The sequence below is a fragment of the Streptomyces sp. ACA25 genome, assembly GCF_028200735.1.
In the GTDB taxonomy this organism is placed as follows: Bacteria; Actinomycetota; Actinomycetes; order Streptomycetales; family Streptomycetaceae; genus Streptomyces.
Genome location: NZ_JAQKPV010000007.1, coordinates 98,251 through 110,941 on the forward strand (window position 1 = coordinate 98,251; position 12,691 = coordinate 110,941).

Here is a 12,691-nt window from a genome sequence, read left to right on the forward strand (position 1 = left end):
GGGGGCCGGTCAGCGGAGGAACGGGTCGATCGCGACGGCGAGGAAGAGCAACGAGACGTAGGTGATCGACCAGTGGAAGAGCCGCATCTCCTTGAGCTTGGCGCCGGTGGCGCCCGCCTTGGCACGGGCGCTCAGGGCGTGCGCCTCCCAGAGCCACCAGGCACCGGCCGCACCGGCCACCAGCGGGTAGAACCAGCCGACATACCCCAGCGGCCACAGGGCCAGGGACACGGCGACCATCACCCAGCTGTAGAGGACGATCTGCCGGGCCACCACCCGGTTTCCGGCCACGACCGGGAGCATCGGCACACCGACCCGGGCGTAGTCGTCCCGGACCTTCATGGACAGCGGCCAATAGTGCGGCGGCGTCCAGAAGAAGATGACGAGGAAGAGAACGACCGCGGCCCAGGACACCGAGTTGGTGACGGCGGACCAGCCGATCAGCACCGGCATGCACCCGGCAATGCCGCCCCAGACGATGTTCTGTGAGGTGCGCCGCTTGAGCAGCATCGTGTAGACGACGACGTAGAACAGCAGCGCGCCGAGGGCCAGTGCGGCCGACAGCCAGTTGACCAGCAGGCCGAACCAGAGCGTGGACCCGACCGCGAGAGTGACGCCGAACACCAGGCACTCCGCCGGACTCACGACGCCGGTGACCAGCGGGCGGTTCTCCGTGCGGTGCATCAGCGCGTCGATGTCCCGGTCGAGGTACATGTTCAGCGCGTTGGCGCCGCCTGCCGAAAGGTACCCGCCGAGGCAGGTGGCGAGCACCAGCCACAGGTCGGGCACGCCCTGCGCGGCGAGGAACATCACCGGGACCGTGGTGATCAACAACAGCTCGATGATGCGGGGCTTCGTCAGAGCGATGAACGCCTTGACCCTGGCTCCCGGCGACCAAGAGCCGGAACCCGCAGCGAGTTCCTCCACGGGACGGGAATCGACGGCCGTCACGGACACCCCAGAATGTGCGACATCAGCGGCTTGCGCTGCGGGCGGAGAAGCGGGCTCCGGCCCGGCCCTGGCCCGTGTGGTACGGGCGTGAGGCGCCGGCGGGAGCTCGCACGTTCCCCGTCACTGTAGACGTCCGACTTACCCCGCTTGGCGGCGGGGTGGCCGTGTCGGTCCACTGCCCCGGGGTGACCGTCCGGTACCGCTCCGGCAGGGTGGCCGGAACGGATGACCACTGCGCGAACACCCGACCAGGTCTTCCACCGTACGGCGGTAGGCTCGGCAGCGCCCGGTGGGTCTCCCGTCACCTCTGGCGGGAGGGCGCTCGTCACCTGGCCATAGTCACCGCGGAGAGGAGCCCTGACGCAGGGTGAGCAGCAAGCCGACCACCTCAGACCTCGACTGGACCGACCTGGACCGGCGGGCCGTCGACACCGTCCGCGTCCTCGCCATGGACTCCGTGCAGAAGGTCGGAAACGGCCATCCCGGCACGGCCATGAGTCTGGCGCCCGCCGCCTACCTCGTGTTCCAGAAGCTCATGCGGCACGATCCCTCGGATGCCGACTGGGCGGGCCGGGACCGCTTCGTGCTGTCCGTCGGTCACACCAGTCTCACGCTGTACATCCAGCTGTACCTGGCCGGGTACGGCCTGGAGCTGGACGACCTGAAGGCCTTCCGCACCTGGGGCAGCCGGACTCCCGGCCACCCTGAGCACGGTCACACCGTCGGGGTGGAGACCACCACCGGCCCGCTCGGCCAGGGCATCGGCAACGCGGTGGGCATGGCCATGGCCGCCCGCTACGAGCGTGGCCTGTTCGACCCCGACGCGGCACCGGGCACCTCCCCGTTCGACCACACGATCTGGACGTTCGCCGGCGACGGCTGCCTCCAGGAGGGCGTGGCCTCCGAGGCCGCCTCGCTGGCCGGGCACCAGAAGCTGGGGAACCTGGTCCTGCTGTGGGACGACAACCACATCTCCATCGAGGGCGACACCGAGGCCGCCGTCTCCGAGGACGTGCTGGGCCGGTACGAGGCATACGGCTGGCACGTCCAGCGCGTGGCACCGAGCGCCGACGGTGACCTCGACCCGGAGGCCCTGTACGAGGCGTTCCGGGCGGCACAGGCCGAGACCGGGCGCCCGTCGATCATCGCCGCCCGCTCGATCATCGCCTGGCCGGCCCCGAACGCCAAGAACACCGAGGCCTCGCACGGCTCCGCGCTGGGCCCCGAGGAAGTGGCCGCCACCAAGGAGCTGCTCGGCTTCGATCCCGAGCGCCACTTCGCGGTGGAGGACCAGATCCTCGGACACTCCCGGCAGGCCGTGGAGCGCGGGCGGACGGCCCGCGCCGCATGGGAGGAGCGGCTGGCTGCCTGGCGGTCGGCGAACCCCGAGCGCGCCGCGGAGTACGACCGGATCCGGGCCGGGGAACTGCCGGAGGGCTGGGAGAAGGCCCTCCCCCAGTTCGAGGCCGGCACCCAGGTGGCGACCCGGAAGGCTTCCGGGCAGGTCCTGAAGGACCTCGGCGCGGTGATCCCGGAGCTGTGGGGCGGCTCCGCCGACCTCGCCGGCTCCAACAACACCACCATCGACGCGTCCTCGTCGTTCCTGCCGGCCGGCAACCCGCTGCCGACGGCCGACCCGTACGGCCGCACCGTGCACTTCGGCATCCGCGAGCACGCCATGGGCGCGGCCATGAACGGCATCGCGCTGCACGGCAACACCCGCATCTACGGCGGCACCTTCCTGGTGTTCTCCGACTACATGCGCCCGGCGGTGCGGCTCGCCGCGCTCATGCAGGCCCCCGTCACCTACGTGTGGACGCACGACTCGATCGGCCTGGGCGAGGACGGACCGACCCACCAGCCGATCGAGCACCTGTCCGCGCTGCGTGCCATCCCCGGGCTGAACATGGTCCGGCCGGCCGACGCCAACGAGACCGTCATCGCCTGGCGGGAGATCCTCAAGCGGCACACCACCCGCCCGGCCCCGCACGGTCTTGCCCTCACCCGGCAGAACGTTCCGGTGCTGGCGGCCGACGAGAACGCCGCCAAGGGCGGCTACGTCGCGGCAGAGGCCGAGGGCGGCCCGGCCCGGGTGATCCTGATCGGCACCGGCTCCGAGGTGCAGCTGGCCCTCGCGGCGCGCGAACAGCTGCAGGCCGAGGGCGTGCCGGTGCGTGTGGTGTCCATGCCCTGCGTGGAATGGTTCGACGAGCAGGACCAGGCCTACCGGGACGGTGTACTGACGCCCGGTGTCCGGGCCCGGGTCGCCGTCGAGGCCGGCGTGGGGATGTCCTGGTACCGGTTCACCGGCGACACCGGCCGGGTGGTCTCCCTGGAGCACTTCGGTGCCTCCGCGGACCACGTGACCCTGTACCGCGAGTTCGGCCTCACCGCCGAGGCCGTCGCACAGGCAGCCCGGGAATCCCTGGCCGCTGCCGAGCGCTGAATCCGTACCCGTACGAGCAGGAGATGCGAATTCCATGACCGACGCACTCGAGCGCCTCTCCGAGGAGGGTGTCGCGATCTGGCTGGACGACCTGTCGCGCAAGCGCATCACGTCCGGCAATCTCAGCGAACTGCTCGACCAGCAGAACGTGGTGGGCGTCACGACCAACCCGGCGATCTTCCAGAAGGCGATCTCCGCGGGTGACGGCTACGAGCAGCAGCTCACCGACCTGGCCGTCCGTGGCGTCACCGTGGAGGAGGCCGTGCGCATGATCACCACGGCCGATGTCCGGGACGCCTGTGATGTGCTACGCCCGGTCTTCGAAGCCACCGGCGGCCGGGACGGCCGGGTGTCCATCGAGGTGGACCCCCGCATGGCGCACCGGACGGACGCGACCGTCGCGGAGGCCAAGCAGCTGGCCTGGCTGGTGGAGCGGCCCAACACGCTGATCAAGATCCCGGCCACGCGGGCCGGCCTGCCCGCCATCACCGAGACCATCGCCCGTGGCATCAGCGTGAACGTCACGCTGATCTTCTCGCTGGAGCGCTACCGGGAAGTGATGGACGCCTACCTGACGGGCCTGGAGCAGGCCAAGGACAAGGGGATGGACCTCAGTACCATCCACTCGGTGGCCTCCTTCTTCGTCTCCCGGGTGGACGCCGAGATCGACAAGCGGCTCGACGCCCTGGGCACCGAGGAGGCCGCTGCGCTGCGCGGAAAGGCCGCGCTGGCCAACGCCCGTCTCGCTTACCAGGCGTACGAAGAGGTGATCGCCTCCGACCGCTGGACGGCGCTGGCCGGAGCCCAGGCCAACGCGCAACGCCCGCTGTGGGCGTCGACCGGGGTGAAGGACCCGGCCTATCCGGACACCCTCTACGTCACCGAACTGGTCGCCCCGAACACCGTGAACACGATGCCGGAGGCCACACTGGAGGCCACCGGGGACCACGGCCGGGTCACCGGCGACACGGTCCGCGGCACCTACATCCAGGCCCGGGCCGACCTGGACGCGCTGGAGAAGCTCGGCATCTCCTACGACGAGGTGGTCCAGCTCCTGGAGGACGAGGGCATCGAGAAGTTCGAGACCGCCTGGACCGAACTGCTCGCCTCCACGCAGGCAGAGCTCGAACGGCTCGCGCCCGAGGAAGGCTGAGACGCACGGTGGAAAGCGAGAGCGCAGCACCCACCAACCCGCTGCGTGACGCCCAGGACCGGCGGCTCCCGCGGATCGCGGGGCCGTCGGGACTGGTCATTTTCGGCGTCACGGGAGACCTGTCCCGCAAGAAACTGATGCCGGCGGTCTACGACCTGGCCAACCGCGGCCTGTTGCCGCCGGGCTTCTCCCTGATCGGGTTCGCCCGCCGGGACTGGGCCGACGAGGACTTCACGCAGGTGGTGCACGACGCGGTGAAGCAGTACGCCCGCACCCCCTTCCGTGAGGAGGTGTGGAGCCAGCTCGCCCAGGGCATGCGCTTCGTCTCCGGCGTCTTCGACGACGACCAGGCCTTCGAGAACCTGAAGGCGACCATCGAGCAACTGGACAAGGAGCGGGGCACCGGCGGCAACTTCGCCTTCTACCTCTCCGTCCCACCCAAGTTCTTCCCGACCGTGGTGCGGCAGCTGAAGAAGCACAGCCTGTCGCAGGGGCAGGGCAGCAGCTGGCGGCGCGCCGTCATCGAGAAGCCGTTCGGGCACGACCTGGAGTCCGCCCAGGAGCTGAACCGGATCGTGCACGGGGTCTTCCCCAATCAGGAAGTCTTCCGGATCGATCACTACCTCGGTAAGGAGACGGTCCAGAACATCCTGGCGCTGCGCTTCGCGAACACGATGTTCGAGCCGTTGTGGAACCGCAGCTACGTCGACCACGTGCAGATCACGATGGCCGAGGACATCGGTATCGGCGGCCGGGCCGGTTACTACGACGGCATCGGGTCCGCCCGGGATGTCATCCAGAACCACCTCCTGCAGCTGCTCGCGCTGACCGCGATGGAGGAGCCCGCCTCCTTCGGGGCCAAAGCGCTGGTGACCGAGAAGCTCAAGGTCCTCAACTCCGTCCGGCTGCCGAAGGAACTGGGCCTGCACACCGTGCGGGGCCAGTACACCGGTGGCTGGCAGGGCGGGCGCCGGGTGCCCGGCTATCTGGAGGAGGAGGGCATCAGCCCGCACTCGGTCACCGACACCTACGCGGCGCTGAAGCTGGAGATCGACAACCGCCGCTGGGCGGGCGTGCCGTTCTACCTGCGCACCGGCAAGCGGCTCGGCCGCCGGGTCACGGAGATCGCGGTGGTTTTCCAGCGGGCCCCGTACTCCCCCTTCGACGCCACCCATACCGAAGAGCTGAACAACAACGCCCTGGTGATCCGGGTGCAGCCCGACGAAGGAGTGACCATCCGGTTCGGCTCCAAAGTTCCCGGCACCCAGATGGAGATCCGGGACGTGACGATGGACTTCGCCTACGGGGAGTCCTTCACCGAGTCCAGCCCGGAGGCGTACGAGCGCCTCCTGCTGGACGTCTTGCTCGGTGACGCCAATCTCTTCCCGCGGCACCAGGAGGTCGAGCGCTCCTGGGAGATCCTCGACCCGGTGGAGAGGCACTGGGCCCGGCACGGCAGACCGGAACCCTACACCGCGGGGACCTGGGGCCCACGGGCCGCGGACGACATGCTCGCGCGGGACGGACGGAGCTGGCGGCGGCCATGAACATCGATCTGACGGACACCACGAGCAGCCGGATCAACGCGGCTCTGGTGAAGGCGCGACGGGCGACCGGCACCCCGGCCGTCGGTATGGTGCTGACTCTCGTCATCGTGACCGACGAGGGCAACCACTACGACGCGCTGAAGGCGGCGAGCGAGGCCTCCAAGGAGCACCCCTCCCGGATCCTCGTCGTCGTCCGGAGGCCCGGCCGTTCGCCTCGGGACCGGGCCATCGCCCGGCTGGACGCCGAGGTGCGGGTCGGCGGGGAGACCGGCACCGGCGAGACGGTACTGCTGCGGTTGCACGGCGAGCTGGCGGCACACGCCCACAGCGTGGTGCTGCCGCTGCTGCTGCCGGACGCCCCGGTCGTCGTCTGGTGGCCGGAGGACACTCCGGCCGACCCGGCGGAGGACCTTCTCGGCACGCTCGCCCAGCGGCGCATCACCGACGCGGCTGCCGGCGAGGACCCGCTGGCCGCTCTCGTCCGGCGGGCCGAGGTCTACGCGCCCGGCGACACGGATCTCGCCTGGACCCGGATCACCGGCTGGCGCAGCATGCTGGCCGCCGCACTGGACCAGGGCTTCACCCGCATCACGTCCGCGGTGGTCGAGGGCGAGGAGCACAACCCGAGCACCGAACTGCTGGCCCTGTGGCTCGCCGGCCGGCTGGGGGTTCCCGTCGAGCGGGTCCTCTCCGACGGCCCCGGGATCACCGCCGTCCGGCTGATCACCGACGACGGTGACATCTGCCTGGACCGCTCGGACGGTGCCCTGGCCAAACTCGCCGTGCCGGGCCAGCCGGACCGGCACGTCGCCCTGCACCGGCGTGGCACCGCCGAGCTGATCGCCGAAGAGCTGCGCCGGCTCGACCCGGACGAGGCATACGCCAAGGCGGTGCGTCTGGGTCTGCGGCAGCCGAGCCAGGATCCGGAGACAACGCCGGTCCCCGCGGCGGCCACCGCGGACTCCCCGGTACCGGCCGCTCCGCGGCCGAAGAAACGGAAGGGCTCCTCGTGACCGGCACCCCCCAGCTCGTGGTTCACCGCGACCCGGAGCTGATGGCCCGGGCCGCGGCGGCCCGGCTGCTCACCCGGATCGTCGACGCCCAGGCCACCAACGGCTCCGCCTCTGTGGTGCTGACCGGTGGCCGTAACGGCAACGCACTGCTGGCGGCGCTCGCCGACGCCCCGGCCCGGGACGCCATCGACTGGTCCCGCCTGGACCTGTGGTGGGGTGACGAGCGGTTCCTGCCGGAGGGCCATCCGGAGCGCAACCACACGCAGGCCCGGCAGGCGCTGCTGGACGCGGTGCCGCTGGATCCCGCCCGGGTCAGGGCCATGCCGGCCTCGGACGGCCCGTACGGTCCGGATCCCGAGGCCGCAGCCGCCGCGTACGCCACCGCACTGGCCGGAGCGGCCATGGCCGGGGGTTCACAATCCCACGGACCGGTCCCCTCCTTCGACGTCCTGCTGCTGGGCGTCGGCCCGGACACCCACGTGGCGTCGCTCTTCCCGGAGCTCCCCGCGGTGCGGGAGACGGAGCGCACGGTCGTCGGGGTGCACGGCGCACCGAAGCCCCCGCCGACCAGGATCACCCTCACCCTGCCGGCGATCCGCGCCGCCCAGGAGGTGTGGCTGCTGGCTGCCGGCGCGGACAAGGCGAGGGCCGTGGCGCTGGCGCTGGCCGGCGCCGGCGAGGTACAGATCCCGGCAGCCGGGGCACGCGGCACCCGCCGCACTCTCTGGCTGCTGGACCGCGCGGCCGCCGACCGGCTCCCCCACACCCTCTACCATCCGCCGACCGCGTGACCCGTCTCCCCCGGCCGCCGGTACGCACCGGCGGCCGGGGGACGGCACGGGACGGGACGGAGGTCAGCGCCCCCGGAGTTCCCGGTACTGCCGCACCAGCGCGGCGGTCGACGCGTCCAGACCGGGCACCTCCACACCCCCGGTCAAGGCCGGTTCGATCCGCCTGGCGAGCACCTTCCCCAGCTCCACGCCCCACTGGTCGAAGGAGTTGATGTTCCACACCGCGCCCTGTACGAACACCTTGTGCTCGTACAGGGCGATCAGCTGGCCCAGTACCGAGGGGGAAAGCTCGGGGGCCAGGACCGTGGTGGTCGGCCGGTTGCCCGGGAACGTGCGGTGCGGGACCAGGTCCTCGGCGACGCCCTCGGCGCGGACCTCCTCGGCGGTCCTGCCGAAGGCCAGTGCCTGGCCCTGCGCGAAGAGGTTGGCCATCAGCAGGTCGTGCTGTGCGGCGAGTTCCGGTGCGAGCTCGCCGGACGGCCGGGCGAAGCCGATGAGGTCGGCGGGGACGATCCTCGTCCCCTGGTGCAGCAGCTGGAAGTACGCGTGCTGACCGTTGGTGCCCGGGGTGCCCCACACCACGGGGCCTGTCTGCCAGGTGACCGGCCGGCCCTGCCGGTCGACGGACTTGCCGTTGGACTCCATGTCCAGCTGCTGCAGGTACGCCGTGAACTTGGCGAGGTAGTGGCTGTAGGGCAGCACCGCGTGCGCGTGGGCGTCGAAGAACCCCCCGTACCAGACACCGAGCAGCCCCAGCAGCATCGGCGCGTTCCGCTCCAGTGGTGCCTCACGGAAGTGCTCGTCCATGAGGTGGAAGCCGGCCAGCATCTCCCGGAACCGGTCCGGTCCGATGGCGATCATCAGGGAGAGGCCGATGGCCGAGTCGTAGGAGTAGCGTCCGCCGACCCAGTCCCAGAACTCGAACATGTTCGTGGTGTCGATACCGAACGCGGCGACCTCACCCGCATTGGTCGACACCGCCACGAAGTGTTTCGCCACCGCGTCCTGGCCGGCGCCCAGACCGGTCAGCAGCCAGTCCCGGGCGGACTTCGCGTTGGTGATCGTCTCGATGGTGGTGAACGTCTTGGACGCCACCACGAACAGCGTCTCGGCCGGGTCCAGCCCCAGCAGCGCCTCGTGCAGGTCGGCGCCGTCCACATTGGACACGAAGCGGAAGTCGAGATCCCGCGCGGTGTACGGCCGCAGCGCCTCGTACGCCATGGCCGGGCCCAGGTCCGATCCGCCGATGCCGATGTTGACCACGGTCCTGATCCGCCGGCCGGTGTGACCGGTCCAGTCCCCGGACCGCACCCGGCCGCAGAACACCTGCATCCGGGTCAGCACGGAGTGCACCCCCGGCACGACGTTCTTCCCGTCCGCCTCGATGACCGCGTCGCTCGGGCTGCGCAGCGCGGTGTGCAGGACCGCACGGTCCTCGGTCAGGTTGATGCGTTCGCCGCGGAACATCGCGTCCCGCAGCTCGGGAACGCCCGTGGCCAGCGCCAGCTCCCGCAGCAGCCGCAGCGTGTCCTCGGTGATCAGGTTCCTGGAGTAGTCCAGGTGAAGGTCGCCGGCCCGGAGGCTGTACCGCCCGGCACGGCCGGCGTCCCGCGCGAACAGGTCCCTCAGGTGCACGGAGCCCAGCTGTTCGCGGTGCTCCGCCAGCTCGCTCCACTGCGGCATACGGTCCAGCGCGGTCCGCTCGCTTGCGTTCATCGTCCGCTTCAGCCCATCTGTGCTCGTCCGGTATCACCGACGACCACGCTAGACGATCACCCGGCGGGCGCACGGTTCTGCCCGGTCAGCGGACCGGTCGGCGAGGCGGGATCAGCCCTCGCCGCGCAGCTTGGCGAGAGCCTCGGCGAGAAGGGCCTCGCCGTCCGCGTCGCTGCGGCGCTCACGGACATACGCGAGGTGGGTCTTGTACGGCTCGTTGCGGGGCGGGGCCGGAGGATTCGCCTCCTCCTGGCCGGCGGGCAGGCCGCACCGCGGACAGTCCCAGATGTCAGGGACCTGCGCGTCGCTCGCGAAGCTGGGCTGCGTCTCGTGCCTGTTGGCGCACCAGAAGGAGACCCGCAGACGCGGGGCGGACTCGCCCCGCTCGGCCTCCCCCATCGGCCCCGCGCCGACCCGGCTGCCACGGATAGCGTTGCCACCTGCCACGGTCGTCACTCCCTGCCTCACGTGCTGCGAAGTCGCCTCAGTCTATGCAAGGCTCAACGCACGTCCAGTGGCTGGAGTTACTGACTTACGACCGCATCAGCAAGCCGAGAACCACGATGTGCGCGAACCAGATCAGCGCGACGACGATCGTGATGCGGTCCAGGTTCCGCTCGGCGACCGACGAGCCACCGACCGACGACTGCATGCCGCCACCGAACATGTCGGACAGGCCGCCACCCTTGCCCTTGTGCATCAGGACCAGCAACCCCAGCAGGAAGCTGAAGATGACAAGGGCGATCGAAAACCCCGTTTCCACGGCTGGACCAACTCTCTCAGAGGGACGGACACGACGGACGTGATGTGGATCTACCGAATGTACAGGCGTCTCGGGGACCGGGCAGGCGGCAGGGCCGCCGGGCCGGTCCCCGACAGGGTACTAGCTTCAGCCGCTCAGCGGTCCCTCACTGATCGCGGAACCGGACGATCTTGACGAACTCGTCGGTGTCCAGCGCCGCGCCGCCGACCAGGGCGCCGTCGACGTCGGGCTGCGCCATGATCGCGGCGACGTTCCCGGACTTCACCGAGCCGCCGTACTGGATACGGACAGCGTCCGCGAGCTCCTGGTTGTACAGCTCGGCCAGCCTCCGCCGGATCGCACCGCACACTTCCTGGGCGTCCTCGGGGGTGGCGACCTCGCCCGTCCCGATCGCCCACACCGGCTCATAGGCGATGACGATCGTGGCGGCATGCTCCGCCGGGATGTCCCGCAGCGCGCCGTCCAGTTGCGCGAGGGTGTGCGCCACCTGGTCGCCGGCCTTGCGGACCTCGAGCCCTTCTCCGACACACAGGATCGGGGTCAGGCCGTTCCGGTAGGCGGCCCGCACCTTGGCATTGCAGACCTCCTCGTTCTCGCCGTGGTACTGACGGCGCTCGGAGTGCCCCACTACCGCATAGGTGCAGTGCAGCTTGGCCAGCATCGGTCCGGAGACCTCACCGGTGTACGCGCCGTTGTCGTGCGCCGAGATGTCCTGCGCGCCGAAGGCGATCTTGATCTTGTCACCGTCCACCAGCGTCTGCACGGAGCGCAGCGCGGTGAAGGGCGGAAGGACGGCGACCTCGACAGTCTCCAGGTCCTTGTCGCTCAGGGCGAAGGCGAGCTTCTGGACGTGGGCGATGGCCTCGAGGTGCGTGAGGTTCATCTTCCAGTTGCCCGCCATCAGCGGGGTGCGCGTGGTCATAGCCCTCTTTCTTCTCTGGCTTCTTCACCCGTGCGGCTGGGCCGGCGGGCGGCGGTGAGGGCGACGCGTGGCAGGGAAGCCGCGCACCGCCGTCACCGGTTCAGTTCTCCAGTGCGGCGAGACCGGGGAGCGTCTTGCCCTCCAGGTACTCCAGGCTGGCGCCACCGCCGGTCGAGATGTGGCCGAAGGCGTCCTCGTCGAAGCCGAGGATGCGCACGGCCGCTGCCGAGTCACCGCCGCCGACAACCGTGAAGGCGTCGCTGTCCAGCAGCGCCCGGGTGACCGCCCGGGTCCCCTCCGCGTAGTCGGGGTGCTCGAAGACCCCCATCGGGCCGTTCCAGAACACCGTGGCCGCGTCGGCGATCTTCTCCGCGTAGAGCCTGCCGGACTCCGGGCCGATGTCCAGGCCCATCAGCTCGGCCGGAATGGCGTCGGCAGGGCAGGTGACCGGATTCGTGGGCGCCTTGGCCCCGAGGTCGGGGAACTCCGCGCCCGCGACCACGTCGACCGGCAGGACGAACTCCACCCCCAGCTCCTTCGCCCGCCGCAGGTAGCCCTGCACGGCCGGGACCTGGTCCTCCTGCAGCATCGAGCTGCCCACCTCATGGCCCTGGGCCTTGAGGAAGGTGAAGGCCATGCCGCCGCCGATGAGGATCCGGTCGGCCTTGCCCAGCAGGTGCTCGATGACGCCGAGCTTGTCGGAGACCTTGGCGCCGCCGAGTACCACCGCGTACGGCCTGCTGACGTTCTCGGTGAGCTTCTTCAGCACCGTGACCTCGGTGGCGATCAGCCCGCCGGCGGCGTGCGGAAGGCGGGCCGGGAGGTCGTACACCGAGGCGTGCTTGCGGTGCACGGCGCCGAAGCCGTCACCGACGTAGGCGTCCGCGAGGGCGGCCAGCTCGTCGGCGAAGGCGCCGCGCTCGGTGTCGTCCTTGCTGGTCTCCCCGGAGTGGAAGCGGAGGTTCTCCAGCAGCGCGACCTGCCCGTCCGCGAGCCCGTCCACGGCGGTGCGGGCGCCGTCGCCCACGGTGTCGGCGGCGAAGGCGACGTCCCGGCCGAGCAGCTCGCCCAGCCGGCGGGCGACCGGGGCGAGCGAGAACTGCGGGTCCGGCGCGCCCTTGGGGCGGCCGAGGTGGGAAGCGACGATCACGCGGGCACCCGCGTCAGCGAGACGGCTGATCGTCGGAACGGCGGCCCGGATACGGCCGTCGTCGGTGATGGTCTTCTGTCCGTTGTCGGTGCCCGCGAGCGGGACGTTGAGGTCTGCGCGGACGAAAACCCGCCGGCCCGCGACACCCTCCTCGACGAGTTGGTCGATCGTCTTCATGAAAAGCGGCTCCTGACCGTCATGGGGCAGGGCCCGTGCGGTGCACGAGCCCTGCCTCTTCA

General features: G+C 70.6%; 11 protein-coding genes. 5 read left to right on the forward strand and 6 right to left on the reverse strand.

The window, feature by feature from the left end; all coding sequences use genetic code 11:
• Nucleotides 1-9: 9 nt before the first annotated feature.
• Nucleotides 10-951 (reverse strand): heme o synthase, encoded by a 942-nt coding sequence (locus tag PJ985_RS13040; protein WP_443033476.1) that lies wholly within the window; start codon nucleotides 949-951, stop codon nucleotides 10-12.
• 367 nt (nucleotides 952-1,318) lie between these two features.
• On the opposite strand from PJ985_RS13040, the gene tkt reads away from it, so the two are divergent.
• The 5 genes from tkt to pgl are packed head-to-tail and all read left to right on the forward strand — an operon-like array spanning nucleotide 1,319 to nucleotide 7,901.
• Nucleotides 1,319-3,397 (forward strand): transketolase, encoded by a 2,079-nt coding sequence (gene tkt / locus PJ985_RS13045; RefSeq protein WP_271683873.1) that lies wholly within the window; start codon nucleotides 1,319-1,321, stop codon nucleotides 3,395-3,397.
• A gap of 34 nt (nucleotides 3,398-3,431) precedes the next feature.
• Nucleotides 3,432-4,550, forward strand: a complete 1,119-nt coding sequence (gene tal, locus PJ985_RS13050) for a transaldolase (protein WP_271683874.1) — start codon at nucleotides 3,432-3,434, stop codon at nucleotides 4,548-4,550.
• Nucleotides 4,547-6,097 carry a glucose-6-phosphate dehydrogenase gene (zwf, locus tag PJ985_RS13055; RefSeq protein ID WP_443033485.1) on the forward strand — a complete coding sequence of 517 codons (1,551 nt, stop codon included), beginning with the start codon at nucleotides 4,547-4,549 and terminating at the stop codon, nucleotides 6,095-6,097. The genes tal and zwf overlap by 4 nt, the downstream gene beginning before the upstream one ends.
• Entirely contained in the window at nucleotides 6,094-7,110 is a 1,017-nt protein-coding gene (gene opcA, locus PJ985_RS13060) for a glucose-6-phosphate dehydrogenase assembly protein OpcA (RefSeq protein WP_271683876.1), read from the forward strand. The genes zwf and opcA overlap by 4 nt, the downstream gene beginning before the upstream one ends.
• On the forward strand, nucleotides 7,107-7,901 hold the full coding sequence (gene pgl, locus PJ985_RS13065; protein ID WP_271683877.1) for a 6-phosphogluconolactonase: 795 nt from the start codon (nucleotides 7,107-7,109) through the stop codon (nucleotides 7,899-7,901). The genes opcA and pgl overlap by 4 nt, the downstream gene beginning before the upstream one ends.
• A 63-nt stretch (nucleotides 7,902-7,964) precedes the next feature.
• Here the strand turns inward: pgl and pgi are convergent, their stop codons facing one another.
• The 5 genes from pgi to PJ985_RS13090 form a co-directional block, all read right to left on the reverse strand.
• Nucleotides 7,965-9,617 (reverse strand): glucose-6-phosphate isomerase, encoded by a 1,653-nt coding sequence (pgi, locus tag PJ985_RS13070; protein ID WP_271683878.1) that lies wholly within the window; start codon nucleotides 9,615-9,617, stop codon nucleotides 7,965-7,967.
• A 111-nt stretch (nucleotides 9,618-9,728) separates the two neighbouring features.
• Entirely contained in the window at nucleotides 9,729-10,064 is a 336-nt protein-coding gene (locus PJ985_RS13075; protein ID WP_271683879.1) for an RNA polymerase-binding protein RbpA, read from the reverse strand.
• A gap of 85 nt (nucleotides 10,065-10,149) precedes the next feature.
• Entirely contained in the window at nucleotides 10,150-10,380 is a 231-nt protein-coding gene (gene secG / locus PJ985_RS13080) for a preprotein translocase subunit SecG (protein ID WP_271683880.1), read from the reverse strand.
• A gap of 145 nt (nucleotides 10,381-10,525) precedes the next feature.
• Nucleotides 10,526-11,302, reverse strand: a complete 777-nt coding sequence (tpiA, locus tag PJ985_RS13085; protein ID WP_271683881.1) for a triose-phosphate isomerase — start codon at nucleotides 11,300-11,302, stop codon at nucleotides 10,526-10,528.
• A gap of 100 nt (nucleotides 11,303-11,402) precedes the next feature.
• Entirely contained in the window at nucleotides 11,403-12,629 is a 1,227-nt protein-coding gene (locus PJ985_RS13090) for a phosphoglycerate kinase (protein WP_271683882.1), read from the reverse strand.
• Nucleotides 12,630-12,691: the final 62 nt, after the last annotated feature.

What these genes read in the sequence shown, in the direction of transcription:
- tal (WP_271683874.1), top strand. Translation starts at nt 3,432, where the DNA reads ATGACCGACGCACTCGAGCGCCTCTCCGAGGAGGGTGTCGCGATCTGG.
- opcA (WP_271683876.1), top strand. Translation starts at nt 6,094, where the DNA reads ATGAACATCGATCTGACGGACACCACGAGCAGCCGGATCAACGCGGCT.
- pgi (WP_271683878.1), bottom strand. Translation starts at nt 9,617, where the DNA reads ATGAACGCAAGCGAGCGGACCGCGCTGGACCGTATGCCGCAGTGGAGC.
- tpiA (WP_271683881.1), bottom strand. Translation starts at nt 11,302, where the DNA reads ATGACCACGCGCACCCCGCTGATGGCGGGCAACTGGAAGATGAACCTC.
- PJ985_RS13090 (WP_271683882.1), bottom strand. Translation starts at nt 12,629, where the DNA reads ATGAAGACGATCGACCAACTCGTCGAGGAGGGTGTCGCGGGCCGGCGG.